The sequence below is a fragment of the Bacteroides sp. 1001302B_160321_D4 genome (genome assembly GCF_015667765.1).
Classification (GTDB): Bacteria; Bacteroidota; Bacteroidia; order Bacteroidales; family Bacteroidaceae; genus Bacteroides; species Bacteroides xylanisolvens.
Window position 1 is genome coordinate 33,248 of sequence record NZ_JADPLO010000048.1, and the last position, 20,587, is coordinate 53,834.

Here is a 20,587-nt window from a genome sequence, read left to right on the forward strand (position 1 = left end):
ATTTAGAAACAGAAGACATCTAAAATCTACTGCTATTCTTCAGATGCAGTTACTTTTATTATTGAAGTCACTGTATCATTAATAGCACGAATAGAAATTTGACGGGCTTGATATTCTTCTTTCACTAATAGATTTACTTCAATCACTCCATTCTTTCCCTTATCACCATAAGCAGCCAATGCAGTCTTATCTTTCAATACAGATATACTCCTAATACGATCAGGAGAAATATTCGCTAAAGGATCATCACCTGTAGCCTCTTTGCCATCAATTATAACCAAAGGTTTACCTCCATCAGCAGAACGAAACGTAGCTCCCCAACTCTTTGCCCCACTATTTAATGCATCCAACCTTGTTTTATTAATGCCTTCGATTTCAATCTTTCTCGGCGCAAACTTTTTTTCCGAATATAGTTTTATATCCATCACTCCATCCTTAGCCTTTTCTCCATAAATCTTAATAGCTTTTTCAGGACCTATGACAGACACACTTTCAATACGTTCAGGATTCAAAGCATTTACTACTTCACGTTCAGACTCTTTCCCATTAATAATAACCAAAGGTTTTCCTTCACCGGAAATTCCTTGTACCGAAATAGCCACCTTCTTTTTCCCGGATGTTAAGACAGAATCTTTTTTTTCTGTACGATAACCTACCACTACTACCTTATTCTTGGTAGTATCAATAGGCTCCTTAACAACATTTTCTTCACTCTTTTTTTCCACAATTTCCGCCAAATCATTAACTTTGACTGCAGAAATCTCTTCCACTTTTTCAGAGATTTCAGGACGGGCAAAAGCAGTTACTGCAATAGCTGCCAACGGAAGTACATACAAGTACTTCAACCGTGCCCACGGATTCGATTTTTCTTTTAACATCATAGTGATACGTTTTTTAAGTTTACTGTGATTAAAGCTGTTGGCCATAGAGTAGAGCCTTGTGCCAACGGCTTTTTTTATTAATAATAGTTGATATTCTTTCGCGTTTACACCCTCATTAATGACGGTCTCGTCCGCTTCATACTCATGAATGTTCTGCAACTCTTGTTTCAACAACCATGCACCAGGATTGAACCATTGGAAAAAGATGCAAATATCCGCTACCAATAAATCTACTGAATGGCGATGGTGAATATGAGCCATTTCATGAATAAGGATTTCCCTCCCGTTTTCCTCCAAGTCTTTCCGGCTGATGACAATATACTTCATCCAACTGAACGGAACTATCTCCTGATTATGCACCACAAGTGTAACCCCTTTCTCCAACTTCTCATGTTTGCCGGAATGTACCAACCGAAAGAGACAAATCAAAGAATAGATATTGCGACAGGCAAGAAACAGAATACCCGCCCAATAGACCAACAGAACAATCTGTACCCAAGATATGGCCGACGTCTCCTGCACTGCACCGACATTGGCAGGAGTAGTCTCCAACTCTGCCATCAATAGCAATTGTTCAATGGAAAGCACAGCCTGCTGCACTTCAACCTGATGCCGGGTAGTTACTTCGATACAAGGAATGAGTAATGAAAAGAACAACACTCCCAATAAAGCCATACGATTGAAACGATGAAAGGTTTCCTTGCTAAGTAATAACCGGAAAAACAGGTAAAACAGAACAAGACAAACAGATGATTTTAATATATAAATGAAGAAAACTCCCATAGCATAGATTTTCGTTTAATAGATTAGTGTTTTTTGTCAGCCTGTTCCACTTCCTCGATGAGCTGTTTCAATTCATCCAAGGAAATATCTTCCTCCTTAACCAAAGAAGAAACGGCATTCAGGTAAGAATTATTAAAATACTTACTAATCACATTCCGCAGCGTTCCTTTACGAAAATCTTCTTCACTAACTACGGGATAATATTGATAGGTATTTCCGAAAGTATAATGAGCTAGAAAACCTTTTTCTTCCAACCCACGCACAATCGTAGATAATGTATTGAAATGTGGCTTGGGATCTTCATAGAAAGCCAACATTTCCTTCACGAACAAGGGACCTTTTTCCCAGAAAAAGCCCATGATTTCTTCTTCTTTTGCTGTTAATCCTTTCATATCTGCAACTTTGTTTGCTGCAAATAACGAAAAGTTTTAGTTCATAAACTAATTTATCTAGTTAAAGTAAACTAAAAGCTATAGTTAAGACGAAGAATCTACTATTAAACACCTGTGAAACAGATTTATTACATCTCTTTTAGCTCCACAGTTTATTGACTATAAAGTTGCCGATAAAGAACAAGTCGCCCATAAAAATAATGCTGAATACCAGAAAAGTGAAACAAGTACTCCACCGGGCTCCTCCCTCCTCTTCGCCACGTTTGATACGAAGCAGGGAACTATGTAAACAATCACCTGCTATGAACAGTACAAATAAACTCGGTATCAAGTCACCCCATGACACCAACCACAGATTATCACCCTTCCCCATCAGGAACGTCAATGCCACGGCCAATAAGAAGACAGAAGCATATTGCAAGTCTTTTCTTTTTGAATTCATAGTGGTAATGTTTAAAGTCCTTTTCACAAAGATATTGAATCTCACCCAATAATCCTTATCAAATCTATATAAAAATCGGTCAGGCTTTGTTGAATCTAAGTTTATTGTTACTTTTGCAAGTACGAATTAAAACCAAAACCGATTATAAACGCAGATGAAAAAGATCAGCATCACTTTATTACTCTGCCTTCTCTGTCTGACCGGAATGGCACAAGGACAAAAGGCACTCGATTTAAAAGATATTACTTCCGGACGTTTCCGCCCGGAAAATATTCAGGGAGTAATCCCTATGCCTGATAGTGAACACTACACACAGATGAACGCTGACGGCACGCAAATCATTAAATACTCTTTCAAGACAGGTGAGAAAGTAGAAGTGATTTTCGATGTAAATACTACACGCGAATGTGACTTCAAGAACTTCGACAGTTATCAGTTCTCTCCCGACGGTCAGAAATTGCTGATTGCTACTAAAACAACACCTATTTATAGGCATTCATACACAGCTGTACATTACATTTACCCTTTGAAACGAAATGATAAGGGCGTTACGACAAACAACATTATTGAACGGCTGTCTGACGGTGGACCTCAACAGGTCCCCGTCTTTTCTCCGGACGGTACCATGATTGCATTTGTACGCAACAATAACATATTTCTTGTTAAGTTGCTTTACGGCAACAGCGAAAGCCAGGTCACAGAAGATGGCAAACAGAATTCGGTAATCAACGGTATTCCTGACTGGGTGTATGAAGAAGAGTTCGGCTTCGACCGTGCTTTGGAATTCAGCGCCGACAATACGCTGATTGCTTTTATCCGTTTCGACGAGTCGGAAGTTCCCTCCTACTCTTTCCCGGTATTTGCCGGACAAGCACCCCGCATTGATGCTTTAAAAGATTATCCGGGCGAATATACATATAAGTATCCAAAAGCCGGATATCCGAATTCGAAAGTAGAGGTACGTACGTATGACATCAAATCACATGTCACCCGTACAATGAAACTCCCATTGGATGCAGATGGATACATTCCGCGTATCCGTTTCACAAAGGATGCCAATAAATTGGCTATCATGACATTGAACCGCCATCAAGACCGTTTTGATCTTTACTTTGCCGATCCTCGTTCCACACTTTGCAAACTAATGCTTCGCGATGAGTCTCCTTATTATATCAAGGAGAATATTTTCGATAATATCCAGTTCTATCCGGAATACTTCAGCCTGCTTAGCGAACGTGACGGTTACAGTCACCTCTATTGGTATAGCATGGGGGGGAATCTGATTAAAAAGGTTACTAACGGTAAGTTTGAGGTGAAAGATTTTCTGGGATATGATGAAGAAGACGGTTCTTTCTATTACACCAGCAATGAAGAAAGCCCTCTGCGCAAAGCTGTCTATAAAATAGACAAGAAGGGCAAGAAGCTCAAACTATCCCAACAGGTAGGAACCAATACACCGCTCTTCAGCAAATCGATGAAGTATTACATGAACAAGTTCTCCAACTTGAATACTCCGATGCTGGTTACACTGAATGATAATTCGGGCAAAACACTCAAAACGCTTATTACCAATGACGGATTGAAACAAACATTGTCTGGATATGCTGTGCCACAAAAAGAGTTCTTCACTTTCCAAACCACAGATGGCGTGAAGTTGAACGGCTGGATGATGAAACCGGTTAATTTCTCCGCATCCAAAAAATATCCGGTACTGATGTATCAATATAGCGGTCCGGGCTCTCAACAGGTATTAGATACCTGGGGAATCAGTTGGGAAACATACATGGCAAGCCTCGGTTATATCGTGGTATGCGTGGACGGTCGCGGCACAGGAGGTCGTGGAGAAGCTTTCGAGAAATGCACTTATCTGAAAATCGGAGTCAAAGAAGCCAAAGATCAGGTAGAGACTGCTTTGTATCTCGGCAAACAGCCATACGTGGATAAAGATCGCATCGGAATCTGGGGCTGGAGCTACGGCGGATACATGACTCTTATGAGCATGAGCGAAGGAACTCCCGTATTCAAAGCAGGAGTAGCAGTAGCTGCACCCACCGACTGGCGTTTCTATGATACGATTTATACCGAACGCTTCATGCGTACTCCGAAAGAGAACGCGGAAGGATATAAGGAATCATCAGCCTTCACCCGCGCTGACAAACTACATGGAAACTTGTTGTTGGTGCATGGCATGGCAGACGATAATGTGCACTTCCAAAATTGTGCGGAATATGCCGAGCAGTTGGTTCAGCTTGGAAAACAATTTGATATGCAAGTGTATACAAACCGCAATCATGGAATATATGGTGGCAATACCCGCCAACACCTATACACACGGTTGACCAACTTTTTCTTGAACAATTTATAATGACGGACAGAGTACGTAAGCCCGAATGGCTGAAAATTAATATTGGTGCCAACGAACGATACACCGAAACCAAACGGATTGTCGACTCCCACTGCTTGCATACTATATGCAGCAGTGGGCGTTGCCCTAATATGGGAGAATGCTGGGGAAAAGGAACTGCTACCTTTATGATTGGCGGTGACATCTGCACGCGCAGTTGCAAATTCTGCAACACACAAACCGGCCGCCCGCACCCGCTAGATGCAAACGAACCTACCCATGTCGCAGAATCCATCGCACTGATGAAACTGGATCATGCTGTCATCACTTCCGTAGACAGAGATGATCTGCCGGATTTGGGAGCAACACATTGGGCACGTACCATCCAGGAAATAAAACGGCTGAATCCACAAACAACAATCGAAGTGCTCATTCCTGATTTTCAAGGCAGGATGGAGTTGTTAGATTTGGTAATCGAAGCCCGTCCCGACATTATTTCACACAATATGGAAACCGTACGCCGCATTAGTCCGCTAGTGCGCAGTGCGGCAAATTATGATACAAGTCTGCAAGTTATCAGACACATTTCCGAGAAGGGAGTTAAGTCTAAAAGCGGCATTATGGTCGGACTGGGTGAGACCCCGGAGGAAGTCGAAACATTGATGGATGATCTGTTAGCAACCGGTTGCCAGATTCTTACCATAGGCCAATACCTTCAACCGAGTCACCGGCATTATCCCGTTGCAGCATACATCACTCCGCAGCAATTTGCAGAATATAAAACTGTAGGTTTAGAGAAAGGATTCAACATCGTAGAAAGCGCTCCCCTTGTTCGTTCCTCCTACCATGCAGAGAAACATATTCGTTAGCAAACAAAACATATCCCCTATTTGTTTTATTGATAGAACCGACAAATAAACATAAATATAGAGATGGCTCATAAAGGAACACTTTCTTCCGCATTTAACATGTCGCTGGGTTTTATCCCCGTTATTATTTCCATTTTATTGTGTGAACTTATAACGCAAGACACGGCTATTTACATCGGTACAGGCATAGGTATTATAGGTATATACCTTTCTTATCGACGTAAGGGATTGTTAATTCCTAATTTTATCCTCTATATAGCAACCGGAGTGTTAGCACTATTATCCGTAGCAGCTCTCATTCCTGGTGATTACGTTCCACCCGGTGCACTTCCACTTACGCTGGAAGTCAGTATTCTCATTCCGATGCTAAGTCTTTACATGCATAAGAAAAGGTTTATCAACCATTTCTTAAAACAGATAGGTTCTTGCAACAAACGTTTATATGCGCAGGGAGCAGAAGCAGCCGTTGTATCTGCCCGTATCGCTTTGATCTTCGGTATATTGCATTTTATTATAATCAGCATTACCATCGTTTTCCAAGACCCGTTGAGCAAGACGAGCATGTTTGTACTCTATAAAGTGTTCCCCCCTGCTGTCTTTCTGATGAGTATCCTGTTCAATCAGATCGCCATCCGTTTCTTCAATCATTTAATGTCACACACGGAATATGTTCCTATTGTGAATACCGAAGGAGACGTGATCGGGAAAACACCTGCAATAGAAGCTGTTAATTACAAAAATGCATACATCAATCCGGTGATAAGAATTGCCATATCCACTCACGGAATGTTATTCCTTTGCGACAGGCCATCAACAGCCATTCTGGATAGAGGAAAAGTAGATATTCCCATGGAATGTTATCTCCGCTACGGAGAATCTCTGGAAGCAGGCGCCACTCGTTTAATCAACAATGCTTTTCCTCATGAAAAAGGTATCAAACCTGAATTCAACATCGTTTATCACTTCGAGAATGAAGTGACCAACCGTCTTATCTATCTATTCATTGTCGATATCAAAGATGATTCCATCCTTTGTACCCCCCGCTTTAAAAACAGTAAGCTGTGGAATTTCAAACAGATAGAGGAAAACTTAGGAAAAGGCTTCTTCAGCAGCTGCTTCGAAGATGAATATGAACACCTGAAAGGCGTTATTTATATAAGAGAAAAATACAGGGAATCTTAGATAAATCGGGCACGTGTCCTTTCCAGTCCTTCACTGTACGCGTCTGTATATATTCTCCTTCACAAGTAATATTGGCAGCGATACAGAGCTTTGTTTGAGGACGGCAATTCAACAAAATATCCTCTACCATCTTATGATTCCGGTAAGGCGTCTCAATGAAAAGTTGCGTCTGATTTTCAGCATACACACGCTGCTCCAGTGCTTTTAGTTTCTTGGCACGTTCTCCCGGTTCAATCGGCAGATAACCGTGAAACGCAAAACTCTGCCCGTTAAAGCCGGAAGCCATCACGGAAAGGATAATGGAAGAAGGTCCGACCAAAGGAACCACTTTCAGCTTTTTACGTTGTGCGATAGCAACCACATCCGCTCCCGGGTCAGCTACTGCCGGACAACCTGCTTCGGAGATAACCCCCATTGAAGCTCCACCCACCAAAGGTTGCAGATAACCGGAAATATCATCAGGAGAAGTATGCTTGTTCAACGGGTAAAATGTCAATGCATCAATATCAATCTCCCGGTCCACCTTTTTCAGGAAACGCCGGGCAGAACGAACATCTTCGACTATAAAATACCGGATACCAGAAATGATCTCCTTATTATAAGAAGGCAAAACCTTTTCAATAGACGTATCACCTAACGTCACGGGCAACAAATAGAGGGCAGTTTCCACTTTTTAAATTGAGAATTAAGAGACTATACTTTAATATTAAAAATCAAATAAGGTTTTGAGCGAAGCTAATTAAGAATTGAAAATGCAACAGTTTAGGAAGCCAGATAGTTGGATTCACTTAACATCACATGATAATCAGTAAATTCCAGGAGATCTTTCAGTTTCATGTCCTTATGCTTTTTCATATAAGAAGCGATGATTCTTGCTCCCATCCATGTCCCAATCAATGCCGGAGCTTGAGCACCCAACATATCGACAGCAGGAGCAGGCTTCATATAATAGCGGATCACCATCGGGTCTCGTGCATGCAGATGATCGTTGGTACAGATATAATTCCATATCTCCTTTTCATTCTCCTTACACCAGTCGTTTTCCTCCTTAGAATATCCCATCGCTTCGCCGATATCACTATATCCTAATAAGTTCTGCACGACGTAATTGATTTTTCCGGAGTGCATCATCAAGTCAATCAAACAAGTACCCTCATGATAGTTCATTCCGTAACGGCTCAAAAGATAAAAAGCAAAACAATCCGGCACAATCCGTTCCGGACGCATCGAGCGACATTGATAATCGTAATAAAAACGCTTATAAAGAGGATAATCTTCCCCCATATATTTATCAAGACTGATCCCTAATAAAGAATCCACCAAAATAATAGATTCGTTGAAGGCAGACACTTGCGAATAGATAAAGGGCACTTTCGTATCAGGCACTTCCTTCTTCAGTTTCCGGAATCCTTTGTTAAGTCCTTTTTCCACCTCATCCAGATTAGGATACTTTGCTTCTACGTCGCTAAGCAAACGGACTAAAGTCGTATCCGAATAGAATTTCTGCAGACGTTGCGAAATGGTATCATCTTTCACCGTACCGATAGACAATACATCCTCAATCAGGATTTTCGTCGGCATACGATAGTCCATCGTCAACTTCTGCATAGCAGAAAAGCTGTTGGAGCGAACGTATTCGCTCAACAGCTTATCATATCTTAGAACAGAAATCTCCTCTTCCTTCTGCTCCGTACCCTTTCCCGTGCTTATCCCGCAGGAGGCGAAAAGCATACTAATTAAAATAATAAGAAGAGAGATCCGTAGTTTCATAATCTTTTATCCGTAAATGATGTTACCATTTTCGTCCATATACTCATCGAGTCCTTTCTCGTAAGTAGCCATGGCACGAAGACTCATACCTACACTGGAGAATCCACCGTCATGGAATAAGTTCTGCATAGTTACCTTACGGGTAAGATCGGAGAACATCACGATACAATAATCGGCACATTCGTCAGCCGTAGCATTTCCGAGAGGAGACATACGGTTGGAGAAATCAAACAGTTTATCCATACCCTTCACGCCCGAACCGGCAGTAGTAAATGTAGGAGACTGCGAGATAGTGTTCACACGTACGCTATGTTCGCGTCCGTAGATGTAACCAAAGCTACGTGCAATAGATTCCAGCAATGCCTTTGCATCTGCCATATCATTGTAGCCGTAGAAAGTACGCTGCGCGGCCACATAGCTCAAAGCAACGATAGAACCGTAATCTGCAATAGCGTTCAATTTCTTGGCCGACTGAATCATTTTATGGAATGAAACAGCTGAAATATCCAATGTCTTATCCAACATTCCATAGTCAAGGTCATCGTAAGTACGTTTTTTGCGCACGTTGGGAGACATACCGATAGAGTGGAGTACAAAATCAATTTGTCCACCCAGTATATCCATGGAGGTCTTGAATACATTTTGCAAATCTTCTACGCTGGTGGCATCTGCCGGAATAACCTGGCAATTTAATTTCTGGGCCAAAGCGTCGACTTCTCCCATACGGATAGCCATCGGAGTATTTGATAATGTAATAGTTGCACCTTCTTCTACGGCACGCTCTGCTACTTTCCAGGCAATAGACTGATCGTTCAAAGCACCGAAGATAATACCTCTTTTTCCTTTCAACAAGTTATAACTCATATCTTTTAATAGTTAAATTTTGTGCAAAGATAGGAACTTTCTGCATAAAAACACGAGAAGTGTGCAAATAATAGACAGAAATGACAAAAAATACACGTATTCTATCAATTAGTCCACATCCTCTTGGGGTTTGCCACCTATCTTTGCAATCGATAATTAAGAGGTTTTTTCATAATATTTATTTAAGGTTAGAATTAGGTTAACATGAATTTGTCTTATTCCTCTCCTGCAGGCTGCCTGCGACAGATCGCCTGCGGAAGGACATAAGGATTATGAAATCACCCTCATTAATCATCACCCAACTACCAAGAAAAACAATAGATGTATAACCCTATAGAAATAAGTTACTAAATGAACACATTGACAAAAAGACTCTTCTGGATGGCCCTATGCTGTTTACCGTTTATCTCATCAGGATGTAAACAAAGCGAGACTGCCGTAAAAGAAAGCTCCATCAGTGACGCTCTCTACCAGAATCTACCTTTTGAAATGCCCAAAGTACAGCAACCGGTTTTTCCTGCTTACGAGGTAAACATTGAGAAATTCGGAGCCAAAGGCGATGGTCTGTATCTGAATACCAAAGCAATCAACGATGCTATTAAAGAGGTAAATCAACGCGGAGGGGGTAAAGTGATTATCCCGGAAGGTATCTGGTTGACAGGGCCTATCGAACTGTTGAGCAACGTGAATTTATATACGGAACAGAATGCATTGGTGCTCTTCACCGGTGATTTTGAGGCATATCCTATCATTGCCACTTCTTTTGAAGGATTGGAAACCCGTCGTTGCCAATCGCCTATTTCCGCACGCAATGCAGAGAACATCGCTATCACAGGATACGGCACATTTGACGGAAACGGCGACTGCTGGCGTCCGGTAAAAAAAGGCAAACTGACTGCTTCACAATGGAAAAAACTAGTAAGCTCGGGAGGTGTTCTTGATGAAAAACAAGAGATATGGTACCCCACGGCCGGTTCACTGAAAGGTGCAATGGCTTGTAAAGATTTCAATGTACCCGAAGGTATCAATACAGACGAAGAATGGGCTGAAATCCGTCCGTGGTTGCGCCCGGTGTTGTTAAGCATCGTCAAAAGCAAGAAAGTACTGTTGGAAGGTGTTACTTTCAAAAACTCACCAAGCTGGTGTCTGCACCCCTTGTCCTGCGAAGATTTCACAGTAAATAATATCATGGTCATCAATCCGTGGTATTCCCAGAATGGTGACGCCATCGACCTGGAATCTTGCAAGAACGCGCTCATTATTAATAGTGTATTCGATGCGGGAGATGATGCTATCTGTATCAAATCCGGTAAAGATGAAGACGGCCGCCGTCGCGGTGAACCTTGCCAGAACGTTATCGTTAAAAATAATACGGTACTGCACGGACACGGTGGATTCGTAGTAGGTAGTGAAATGTCGGGTGGCGTGAAGAACATCTATGTAGAAGACTGCACATTTATGGGCACAGACGTAGGTTTGCGCTTCAAGAGCACTCGCGGACGTGGCGGTGTGGTAGAAAACATCTACATTAATAATATCAACATGATTAATATTCCGAACGAACCGTTGTTGTTCGACCTGTTCTACGGTGGAAAAGGTGCCGGCGAAGAATCGGAAGAGGATTTGCTGAACCGCATGAAAACAAGTATTCCTCCGGTAACAGAAGAAACACCCGCTTTCCGCAATATTCATATCTCTAATATTGTTTGTAGAGGTTCGGGACGTGCCATGTTCTTCAATGGTTTGCCGGAAATGCCGATCAGCAATATTACCGTTAAGAATGTCGTGATGACAGAAGCTACGGACGGAGTTGTTATCAGCCAGGTTGACGGAGTTACTTTGGAAAATGTATATGTAGAATCATCCAAAGGTAACAATATATTAAACGTCAAAAATGCTAAGAATCTGACCGTAGACGGAAAGGTTTATGAAGAATTGGGAGCGAAAGAAGAAATTTTAAGCCTCAAATAAAGTTCACTGCAAAAAGAAAACCACAATATCATTATATAGAGTAAAAAGCTCAAATAGCAGACTATAATCTTTTCAAAAGATAGACAGTCTGCTATTTTTTCTGTTACTTTTGCAAGGAGAAATACGACGTATAATTTCAGCCTTAGAAAATCATGAAGAAGAATCTTTTTATTTTTACTTTCCTTTTAGGAGTTTTCAGTCTGTCTGCCCAGGCGCAGAAACAGGAGAAAACCATCACAATTGAAGTACAAAACAACTGGAATCAGGCCAAAGCAGATGCTCCGGTTGTTATCAACCTGCATGAGTTGCACGCCGGCTTCAAAGTTAAATCCGCTGTTGTCATGGAAGGAACAAAGGAAATACCTTCGCAGCTGGACGATTTGAACAGAGACCGCAAGATGGACGAACTGGTCTTTGTGACCGACCTCCCTGCTCACGGTAGAAAAATATTCCAGGTTACACTCTCTTCCGAGAAAAGTGCAAAGACTTATCCGGAACGGGTTTATGCCGATATGTTTATAGTAGACCACCGGAAAGGCAAACATCAACGGGTACAGGCTATCACCGTTCCCGGCACCAGCAATATATACAGCATGGTACGTCCGCACGGTCCGGTTCTGGAATCGGAGCTGGTGGGCTATCGTCTTTATTTCAATGAGAAACAGACACCGGATATTTACGGCAAGTTCAACAAAGGACTGGAGATCAAAGAATCGCAGTTCTACCCGACGGATGAACAGTTAGCTAAAGGATTCGGAGATGACGTACTTCGTGTGTTCGACAGCTGCGGACCGGGCGCATTGAAAGGTTGGGACGGACAAAAAGCAACGCATATCACTCCAGTGGACACTCGCACAGAACGTATCATCTCTTATGGACCGGTGCGGGTGATTGCAGAAATTGAAGTGACCGGATGGAAATATCAGGATCAGGAACTGGATATGATGACACGCTACACGCTTTATGCCGGACATCGCGATCTTCATATCGAAACATTCTTTGACGAACCACTCAATAAAGAAGTTTTCTGCACAGGTGTGCAAGACATCGTAGGTACTTCCAAGTCTTTCTCCGATCATAAAGGGCTCGTAGGAAGTTGGGGAACAGACTGGCCGGTCAACGACACCGTGAAATATGCCAAAGAAACTGTAGGACTGGGCACTTGTATCCCTCAACGTTATGTGAAATCGGAAGAAAAGGATAAAGCCAATTTCCTTTATACCATTACCGCTCCGGGAAATAAATATTTCCAGTATCACACCACTTTCACTTCGATGAAAGAGACATTCGGATATAAGACACCGGAAGCATGGTTTGCTCATCTCCGCGAATGGAAAGAAGAGCTGGCTCATCCGGTGACAGTGAAAATAAAAGATAACCGCACCAATAAATAGGGTAGAAACAAATACAACTAAACAAAAATTACGAGGTTTCTACCAATTTTTCTATGACTCTGCACAAATATTCCTCCTTGTGCAGAGTCTTTTTATTTACCTTTGCCATCAGATAAAACCAACGAATCATATCTATAAATAATCTATCTATAACATGAAACGATTGACACAGACTTTAGCCTTTTGCTTATTAACGGTTTTCACCGCAGTAGCACAGAAGAACTATGTATCTGAAGTATGGGTTTCCGACCTCGGAAACGGTAAATACAAAAATCCGGTACTTTATGCCGACTACTCCGATCCGGACGCTTGTCGCGTAGGGGATGATTTCTATATGACTTCATCCAGTTTCAACTGCTTGCCGGGATTGCAAATCCTTCATTCCAAAGATTTAGTCAACTGGACAATCATCGGTGCTGCAGTTCCCAATGCCCTCCCTCCTATCGAAACTCCGGAACGGCCGGAACACGGTAATCGTGTCTGGGCTCCGGCTATCCGTCACCACAACGGTGAGTTCTATATCTTTTGGGGAGATCCCGATCAGGGAGCTTTTATGGTGAAAGCCAAAGATCCGAAAGGTCCGTGGAGCGAACCGGTCTTGGTGAAAGCGGGAAAAGGCATCATTGACACTTGTCCGTTTTGGGATGAAGACGGGAAAGTATATATGGTACACGCATACGCAGGAAGCCGTGCCGGACTGAAAAGTGTAATCACTATCTGCGAACTGAATGCGGAAGCAAATACAGCGATCACTCCTTCTCGTATTATCTTCGACGGTCACGAAGCACATCAGACTTGCGAAGGTCCTAAAATGTATAAGAGAAACGACTATTATTATATCTTCCATCCGGCCGGTGGTGTACCGACAGGTTGGCAGGTCGTACTACGTTCTAAAAACATCTACGGTCCTTACGAATGGAAAACAGTACTTGCGCAAGGCAACTCTCCGGTCAACGGTCCTCACCAGGGTGCATGGGTAGATACTCCTACCGGAGAAGACTGGTTCCTCCACTTTCAGGATGTCGGCGCTTACGGACGTATTATGCATCTACAACCGATGAAGTGGGTGAACGACTGGCCTGTGATCGGTATCGATAAAGACGGTGACGGCTGTGGCGAACCTGTTTTGACTTACAAAAAGCCGAATGTAGGTAAAACATACCCTATCTGCACTCCGCAGGAAAGTGACGAGTTCGACGGATATACACTTTCTCCACAATGGCAATGGCACGCTAACATCAATGAGAAATGGGCCTATTATGCAGGTGACAAGAGTTATGTGAGATTATATTCTTATCCGGTTTTAAAAGAATATAAGAATTTGTGGGATGTAGCCAACCTGATCTTGCAAAAAACTCCTTCTGATAATTTCACCGCAACAATGAAACTTACGTTCAGCCCTAATCCTAAACTTAAAGGTGAACGCACCGGACTTGTTGTTATGGGCAGGGATTATGCCGGAATCATTCTGGAAAATACAGATAAAGGTTTGATCTTATCTCAAGTTGAATGTAAAAGAGCGGATAAAGGAAAACCGGAACAGGCAAATGCTTCTGTCGATCTTTCTCAAAATACGGTTTACCTGAAAGTTCGTTTCAGTTGTGATGGCAAGAAAATCAAGGGTAGCGAAGGCGAACATGACCTCATTGTGATGTGCAACTTCAGTTACAGCCTCGACGGAAAGAAGTATCATCCACTAGGCAATCCTTTCCAGGCAAGAGAAGGACAATGGATCGGTGCTAAGGTCGGTATGTTCTGCACACGTCCCGCTATCGTTACTAACGACGGAGGATGGGCAGATGTAGACTGGTTCCGTATTACTAAGAAATAAACCAGTACACAAGCATTTTTAGGATAAGACAGCTTTATTCAGAACAAGCATAGTTAACAGTTGTGCCAACATGATGTAAGCGGACGGCATCTAATTCGTTTTTTATTTCTACCTTTGCAACTAAAAGATAGTCTATATAGGATAAACAATAAACTAAAAGTTCAATGAAGAAACTTGTTATATTCGATCTGGATGGAACATTGCTTAATACCATCGCCGACCTTGCCCATAGTACGAATTACGCTTTAAACAAATTAGGATACCCCACTCATGAAATAGAAAAATACAACTTCATGGTAGGCAATGGCATCAATAAACTCTTCGAGCGTGCATTGCCTGAAGGAGAAAAGACGGAAGAAAATGTATTCCGTGTTCGCAATGAGTTTGTTCCCTATTATGATATTCACAATGCAGACGATAGTCGTCCCTATCCGGGTATTTCAGCGTTATTGTCTTATCTGCAATCCGCAGGTATTCAGATTGCCGTAGCTTCTAACAAATATCAGGCCGCTACCGAAAAGCTGGTTGCCCACTACTTTCCGGAAATTCATTTCACTGCCGTTTTCGGCCAACGGGAAGGAGTAAATGTCAAACCTGATCCAACAATCGTTTTTGATATATTAGAACTTGCCAATGTACGAAAAGAAGATGTCCTTTATGTAGGCGATTCCGGTGTAGATATGCAAACGGCAGCCAATGCCGGTGTAACCGCCTGCGGAGTGACATGGGGCTTTCGACCACGTACGGAACTGGAAGAATTTGCGCCCCAGTACATCACGGAGAGTGCCGAAGAGATAAAACGCCTCATCTCGGCTGATAAAATCTAATATTACATATTCTCCGTACAAATTTCAATATCACTTTCCTTACAATGCATTTTCTTTACAACAGGGGAGTAAGTAAACTTTTTTGGAACCATTCATTATTACAGGAGGACGCAAAGGACACAGAAGTGAAAACAGTTCGGGGGTATAAACTAGCAGATGATCTTCTGCTTACTAGTGAAAGATAATTTCCTTCACTAGTATTTTTTATATCTTTCCTCCTATAAATAGTGATCGAACTTGCATTCCGGTTTTCGTTTGACTTAAGTTAAGCGATAGTTTGACTTAAGTTATTCTATCGTTTGACTTAAGTCAAACGAAAACTCATTAGGGAACGAAGAAGATATTGTCTTCAAGGAAAACAACTAAATATAATATAGCGGCAGATTACTTCTTGCTTGAGCTACTTTAAATTTATCACAGCTTGTTCCAGTTGTTTCAATGCCTGTTCCAGCACTGCACGCGGACAAGCGATGTTCAATCGCATAAACCCTTCCCCCTCCTTGCCAAATGTTGTTCCGTCATTCAATGCCAGATGAGCATCTTCTACGAAAAGGCGGTTCAGTTCTTTCTGATTGAGTCCCAACTCACGACAATCCAGGAAAATAAGATAAGAAGCTTGCGGACGAATCATTTTAATCGCAGGAATATGTTCTTTCAAGTATGTCTCTGTAAAATCCACATTTCCTTTAATATAGCCTACCACCTGATCCAGCCATTCTGTTCCATGACTGTAAGCAGCCGCTACGCTAAGATAAGCAAACAGGTGCCCTTCACTAAATTCACTTGCTTCCATATAGGTTTGGAAACGATGGCGAAGTTCGTCATTTTCTATGATTGCATAAGAACTGGCCAGCCCCGGCATATTGAATGCTTTGCTCGGAGACATAAAGACAAGTGAATTCATCCGTGCTTTTTCCGAAATCAAAGCAAAAGTAGGATGTTTATAAGGTGGTAAGGTCAAGTCGGCATGAATCTCGTCCGAGATCACCAGAGTACCGCTTTCATAACAGATATCAGCTATTTGAGAAAGTTCCTCTTTTGTCCATACGCGTCCGCCCGGGTTATGGGGATTACTTAAAATCAATAATTTGCATCCTTGTACATCCCGGCGAAAACGGTCAAAGTCGATATGATACTGTCCATCTTTCAGTACCAATGGGCTGTATACTACTTCACGCTCATTCTTCTGTGTTACCAAAAAGAAAGGATGATAAACAGGAGGCATGACCATTACTTTATCACCTTTTTGCGTAAAACATTGAATAACGAAAGCCAATCCGCGGACAATACCGGGAGTGAAAGTCAACATCTCTTCACGGATCGTCCAGCCATGACGCTCTTTCACCCAGTTAACAATAGACTCCGACCATTCTTTGCAAGCAAAAGTATATCCGAGCACTTCATGTTCCAGCCGTTTTCTCAAAGCCTCTATTACAAAAGGAGCCGTACGGAAATCCATATCAGCTACCCACATTGGAATCAAGTCATTGCGTCCCCAACGGCTTTCTACAGCATCCCATTTTACGGAATCTGTACCGTTACGGTTTATTATTTCATCAAAATTATAGTTCATACTGCATAATGTTTTTATGTTATGTGAGACAAAAGTAGTACATTTGTACTCAATTCAAAAAGGAATTTATGACGAAAGCTTTATTTTTTGATATAGACGGAACGCTGGTCAGTTTTGAAACTCACCGTATACCGTCTTCTACCATCGAGGCGTTGGAAGCTGCCCACGCAAAAGGGCTGAAGATATTTATCGCTACCGGACGCCCGAAAGCCATTATCAACAACCTTTCCGAATTGCAGGACCGGAACCTTATCGATGGATATATAACCATGAACGGAGCCTATTGTTTTGTCGGTGAACAGGTTATTTATAAAAGTGCCATACCACAGGAAGAAGTGAAAGCAATGGCAGCTTTTTGCGAGAAGAAAGGTGTTCCCTGCATTTTCGTAGAGGAACATCATATTTCTGTCTGCCAACCTGATGATATGGTGAAAAAGATATTCTACGATTTTCTGCATGTGAATGTAATTCCTACTGTATCTTTTGAAGAAGCAACAAGCAAGGAAATTATACAGATGACTCCTTTTATCACAGAGGAAGAAGAAAAAGAAATCCGTCCGTCTATCCCCACCTGCGAAATCGGACGCTGGTATCCCTCATTCGCAGACATAACAGCCAAAGGAGACACCAAGCAGAAAGGGATTGATGAAATCATCCGTTACTTCGGCATAAAGCTGGAAGAAACAATGGCATTCGGAGATGGAGGAAATGATATCACTATGCTTCGCCACGCAGCTATCGGAGTTGCTATGGGACAGGCTAAGGAAGACGTGAAAGCCGCTGCCGATTACGTTACGGCTCCCATTGACGAGGACGGAATAAGTAAGGCAATGAAACATTTCGGAATTATTTAATAATGTGCCGATTTACCAATGCGCCCAAAAAACTATTATCCCGCGATTTCATGACACAACGTATTGGCAAATTAACACATCAACAAATTTGCATATTATCATATTATGAGCGTAGACACTAACAACGCCGAGTTTCAGGATGCACTGAATCTGATTCAATATACCCGCCAATCGGTCTTTCTAACCGGAAAAGCCGGTACGGGAAAATCTACATTCCTGCGTTATGTCTGCGAGCATACCAAGAAGAAGCATGTTGTACTTGCACCGACCGGAATTGCCGCAATCAATGCCGGTGGAAGTACGATGCACAGTTTCTTCAAACTTCCTTTCTATCCGCTATTGCCGGATGATCCTAATTTAAGTCTCCAACGTGGCCGTATTCACGAGTTCTTCAAATACACCAAGCCACATCGTAAGTTGCTGGAACAAATAGAACTGGTCATTATCGACGAAATCTCTATGGTACGGGCAGACATCATCGATGCCATCGACCGTATCTTACGAGTTTATTCACATAATCTTCGCGAACCTTTCGGTGGAAAACAACTCTTATTAGTAGGAGACGTCTTCCAACTGGAACCCGTTGTAAAGAACGATGAGCGGGAAATTTTGAACCGCTTCTATCCCACTCCCTACTTTTTCTCTGCCAGAGTGTTCGGACAAATAGACCTCGTCTCTATCGAACTTCAAAAAGTATATCGACAGACAGACCCTGTATTCGTCAGTGTCCTCGACCATATCCGCACCAATACAGCCGGAGCCGCAGACCTGCAACTGCTCAACACCCGCTACGGAAGCCAGATTGAAGAATCTGAAGCAGATATGTACATCACACTCGCCATCCGAAGAGATACGGTCGACTCCATTAATGAGAAGAAATTAGCAGAGCTCCCCGGAGAACCCATTACTTTTGAAGGAGTTATCGAAGGAGATTTTCCGGAAAGCAGTCTGCCTACTTCACAAGAGCTTGTACTCAAACCCGGTGCACAAATCATCTTCATCAAAAATGATTTCGATCGCAGATGGGTAAACGGTACGATTGGTGTCATTGCCGGAATTGATGAGGAAGAAGAAACGATCTACGTCATCACCGACGATGGAAAAGAATGTGACGTAAAACTGGAATCATGGCGAAATATCCGCTACCACTACAACGAAAAAACAAAAGAAATAGAAGAAGAAGTATTAGGCAGCTTCACTCAATACCCTATCCGGTTAGCATGGGCCATCACTGTCCATAAAAGTCAGGGACTGACCTTCAGCCGTGTAGTCATCGACTTCACCGGTGGTGTATTTGCCGGAGGACAAGCATACGTAGCACTTAGCCGTTGTACCTCACTGGACGGCATCCAGCTCAAAAAGCCTGTTAACCGTGCCGATGTTTTCGTCCGCCCCGAAATCGTCAACTTTGCCGGACGCTTCAACAACCGCCAAGCCATCGACAAAGCCCTGAAACAAGCACAAGCCGATGTGCAATATGCCGCTGCCTCACGTGCCTTCGACAAAGGGGATATGGAAGAATGTCTGGAACAGTTTTTCCGTGCCATCCATTCACGCTACGATATTGAGAAACCTGTTCCCCGTCGTTTGATCCGCCGTAAACTCGGCATTATCAATACACTGAAAGAGCAGAACAAGAAACTCAAAGAACAGATGCGCGAACAACAGGAACGTATACGACAATACGCCCACGAGTACCTGTTAATGGGAAACGAATGTATCACCCAAGCCCACGACGTACGTGCCGCCCTTGCCAACTACGACAAAGCCCTTAGCCTCGACCCCAACTACATAGATGCCTGGATAAGAAAAGGAATCACACTCTTCAACAGCAAAGAGTACTTCGACGCTGAAAACTGTTTCAACACCGCAGTCAGCCTCCATCCTGCAAACTTTAAAGCAGTCTATAACCGTGGAAAGCTCCGACTAAAAACAGAAAACACAGAAGGCGCCATCGCCGACCTGGACAAAGCCACCAGCCTGAAACCCGAACACGCCGGTGCACACGAACTTTTCGGGGATGCCCTGTTAAAAGCCGGAAAAGAAGTGGAAGCTGCGTTACAATGGAGAATTGCAGAGGAACTGAAGAAAAAGAAGAAGTAATAAATCTACATAAAAGAAAAAGACGGAAACCGTCCGTTTTCTTCCTCACCGACCAACACCCCGTTCCTCACCGAGGAAAGACCTGTTCCTCACCGAGAAAGAGAGCATTGCTCACCGAGGAACGGATCCCCCACCTACAACCCCTTGGAGAGCCATTGTATCCTTGGGCGAATCATACACAAATATATTTACAGACTAAATTAGGATCAATCCGAAAAAACGATTGCTTTGTAGGCAATCCTCAAATTCTGTGTAACCTGTAAATCTGTGGTAAATTCTTTTTCATCCATCACGGTACAGGTTATTAGTTAAATGAGAATTTAGCGGTTAAATGGGAATTTTGCAGTTAGGCTGAAAGCCTTACAATTATATATTTATTGGGGTGCCCTGAAAGGGCTTAATTATATAGCGTAGGGCAACGCCCTACGAAAAAAACACACCAGCCACAAGCCCTGAAAGGGCGGAACCGTATACAATTATGCCCTTTCAGGGCGCAAATTCAGATTG

The 20,587-nt window shown here is 42.6% G+C and carries 16 protein-coding genes; 9 read left to right on the forward strand and 7 right to left on the reverse strand.

Going from position 1 to position 20,587, the window contains the following annotated elements:
• Positions 1-32: 32 nt before the first annotated feature.
• The 3 genes from KFO40_RS17655 to KFO40_RS17665 all read right to left on the reverse strand — a co-directional run bounded on the left by KFO40_RS17655 (position 33) and on the right by KFO40_RS17665 (position 2,498).
• A complete protein-coding gene (locus KFO40_RS17655; protein WP_074706695.1) occupies positions 33-1,664 on the reverse strand; it encodes a M56 family metallopeptidase in 1,632 nt (543 codons plus the stop codon).
• 23 nt (positions 1,665-1,687) lie between these two features.
• On the reverse strand, positions 1,688-2,056 hold the full coding sequence (locus tag KFO40_RS17660) for a BlaI/MecI/CopY family transcriptional regulator (RefSeq protein WP_004301694.1): 369 nt from the start codon (positions 2,054-2,056) through the stop codon (positions 1,688-1,690).
• A 139-nt stretch (positions 2,057-2,195) separates the two neighbouring features.
• On the reverse strand, positions 2,196-2,498 hold the full coding sequence (locus tag KFO40_RS17665) for a hypothetical protein (protein WP_004301693.1): 303 nt from the start codon (positions 2,496-2,498) through the stop codon (positions 2,196-2,198).
• Between the two features lie 154 nt (positions 2,499-2,652).
• Here KFO40_RS17665 and KFO40_RS17670 point away from each other — a divergent pair, with 154 nt between their 5' ends.
• From KFO40_RS17670 to KFO40_RS17680, 3 genes are all read left to right on the forward strand, one after another.
• Entirely contained in the window at positions 2,653-4,863 is a 2,211-nt protein-coding gene (locus tag KFO40_RS17670; RefSeq protein ID WP_211146654.1) for a S9 family peptidase, read from the forward strand.
• Positions 4,863-5,711, forward strand: coding sequence for a lipoyl synthase (gene lipA / locus KFO40_RS17675; protein WP_004320921.1), 849 nt, complete (start codon positions 4,863-4,865; stop codon positions 5,709-5,711). The genes KFO40_RS17670 and lipA overlap by 1 nt, the downstream gene beginning before the upstream one ends.
• Before the next feature lie 63 nt (positions 5,712-5,774).
• Positions 5,775-6,893, forward strand: a complete 1,119-nt coding sequence (locus tag KFO40_RS17680; protein ID WP_004320922.1) for a hypothetical protein — start codon at positions 5,775-5,777, stop codon at positions 6,891-6,893.
• On the opposite strand, the gene KFO40_RS17685 is transcribed toward KFO40_RS17680, so the two are convergent.
• The 3 genes from KFO40_RS17685 to KFO40_RS17695 all read right to left on the reverse strand — a co-directional run bounded on the left by KFO40_RS17685 (position 6,859) and on the right by KFO40_RS17695 (position 9,527).
• Positions 6,859-7,563 (reverse strand): SAM-dependent methyltransferase, encoded by a 705-nt coding sequence (locus KFO40_RS17685; RefSeq protein WP_008645497.1) that lies wholly within the window; start codon positions 7,561-7,563, stop codon positions 6,859-6,861. The genes KFO40_RS17680 and KFO40_RS17685 overlap by 35 nt on opposite strands.
• 92 nt (positions 7,564-7,655) lie before the next feature.
• Positions 7,656-8,663: a hypothetical protein gene (locus tag KFO40_RS17690; protein ID WP_008020785.1), complete on the reverse strand. Its 1,008-nt coding sequence runs from the start codon at positions 8,661-8,663 to the stop codon at positions 7,656-7,658.
• A 6-nt stretch (positions 8,664-8,669) separates the two neighbouring features.
• Entirely contained in the window at positions 8,670-9,527 is an 858-nt protein-coding gene (locus KFO40_RS17695) for an enoyl-ACP reductase (protein ID WP_004301687.1), read from the reverse strand.
• A gap of 351 nt (positions 9,528-9,878) precedes the next feature.
• Between KFO40_RS17695 and KFO40_RS17700 the strand changes: the two genes are divergently transcribed.
• The 4 genes from KFO40_RS17700 (at position 9,879) to KFO40_RS17715 (ending at position 15,550) form a co-directional block, all read left to right on the forward strand.
• Entirely contained in the window at positions 9,879-11,498 is a 1,620-nt protein-coding gene (locus KFO40_RS17700; RefSeq protein WP_009040136.1) for a glycoside hydrolase family 28 protein, read from the forward strand.
• A 152-nt stretch (positions 11,499-11,650) separates the two neighbouring features.
• Positions 11,651-12,892, forward strand: coding sequence for a DUF4861 domain-containing protein (locus tag KFO40_RS17705; protein ID WP_074706702.1), 1,242 nt, complete (start codon positions 11,651-11,653; stop codon positions 12,890-12,892).
• A gap of 154 nt (positions 12,893-13,046) precedes the next feature.
• Entirely contained in the window at positions 13,047-14,723 is a 1,677-nt protein-coding gene (locus KFO40_RS17710; RefSeq protein WP_211146655.1) for a glycoside hydrolase 43 family protein, read from the forward strand.
• 164 nt (positions 14,724-14,887) lie between these two features.
• Entirely contained in the window at positions 14,888-15,550 is a 663-nt protein-coding gene (locus KFO40_RS17715; protein WP_118408762.1) for an HAD family hydrolase, read from the forward strand.
• A 400-nt stretch (positions 15,551-15,950) separates the two neighbouring features.
• On the opposite strand, the gene KFO40_RS17720 is transcribed toward KFO40_RS17715, so the two are convergent.
• On the reverse strand, positions 15,951-17,123 hold the full coding sequence (locus KFO40_RS17720; RefSeq protein WP_211146656.1) for a MalY/PatB family protein: 1,173 nt from the start codon (positions 17,121-17,123) through the stop codon (positions 15,951-15,953).
• Positions 17,124-17,191: 68 nt separating this feature from the next.
• On the opposite strand from KFO40_RS17720, the gene KFO40_RS17725 reads away from it, so the two are divergent.
• Complete coding sequence (locus tag KFO40_RS17725) at positions 17,192-17,977, forward strand: Cof-type HAD-IIB family hydrolase (protein WP_004316729.1); 786 nt, start codon at positions 17,192-17,194, stop codon at positions 17,975-17,977.
• A 105-nt stretch (positions 17,978-18,082) separates the two neighbouring features.
• Complete coding sequence (locus KFO40_RS17730) at positions 18,083-20,080, forward strand: AAA family ATPase (protein WP_211146657.1); 1,998 nt, start codon at positions 18,083-18,085, stop codon at positions 20,078-20,080.
• Positions 20,081-20,587 lie beyond the last annotated feature (507 nt).

Coding starts and splice junctions, on each gene's coding strand:
- KFO40_RS17705 (WP_074706702.1), top strand. CDS start 11,651: ATGAAGAAGAATCTTTTTATTTTTACTTTCCTTTTAGGAGTTTTCAGT.
- KFO40_RS17680 (WP_004320922.1), top strand. CDS start 5,775: ATGGCTCATAAAGGAACACTTTCTTCCGCATTTAACATGTCGCTGGGT.
- KFO40_RS17665 (WP_004301693.1), bottom strand. CDS start 2,498: ATGAATTCAAAAAGAAAAGACTTGCAATATGCTTCTGTCTTCTTATTG.
- KFO40_RS17700 (WP_009040136.1), top strand. CDS start 9,879: ATGAACACATTGACAAAAAGACTCTTCTGGATGGCCCTATGCTGTTTA.
- KFO40_RS17690 (WP_008020785.1), bottom strand. CDS start 8,663: ATGAAACTACGGATCTCTCTTCTTATTATTTTAATTAGTATGCTTTTC.
- KFO40_RS17660 (WP_004301694.1), bottom strand. CDS start 2,056: ATGAAAGGATTAACAGCAAAAGAAGAAGAAATCATGGGCTTTTTCTGG.
- KFO40_RS17655 (WP_074706695.1), bottom strand. CDS start 1,664: ATGGGAGTTTTCTTCATTTATATATTAAAATCATCTGTTTGTCTTGTT.
- KFO40_RS17730 (WP_211146657.1), top strand. CDS start 18,083: ATGAGCGTAGACACTAACAACGCCGAGTTTCAGGATGCACTGAATCTG.
- KFO40_RS17715 (WP_118408762.1), top strand. CDS start 14,888: ATGAAGAAACTTGTTATATTCGATCTGGATGGAACATTGCTTAATACC.
- KFO40_RS17670 (WP_211146654.1), top strand. CDS start 2,653: ATGAAAAAGATCAGCATCACTTTATTACTCTGCCTTCTCTGTCTGACC.
- KFO40_RS17710 (WP_211146655.1), top strand. CDS start 13,047: ATGAAACGATTGACACAGACTTTAGCCTTTTGCTTATTAACGGTTTTC.
- KFO40_RS17720 (WP_211146656.1), bottom strand. CDS start 17,123: ATGAACTATAATTTTGATGAAATAATAAACCGTAACGGTACAGATTCC.
- KFO40_RS17725 (WP_004316729.1), top strand. CDS start 17,192: ATGACGAAAGCTTTATTTTTTGATATAGACGGAACGCTGGTCAGTTTT.
- KFO40_RS17695 (WP_004301687.1), bottom strand. CDS start 9,527: ATGAGTTATAACTTGTTGAAAGGAAAAAGAGGTATTATCTTCGGTGCT.
- lipA (WP_004320921.1), top strand. CDS start 4,863: ATGACGGACAGAGTACGTAAGCCCGAATGGCTGAAAATTAATATTGGT.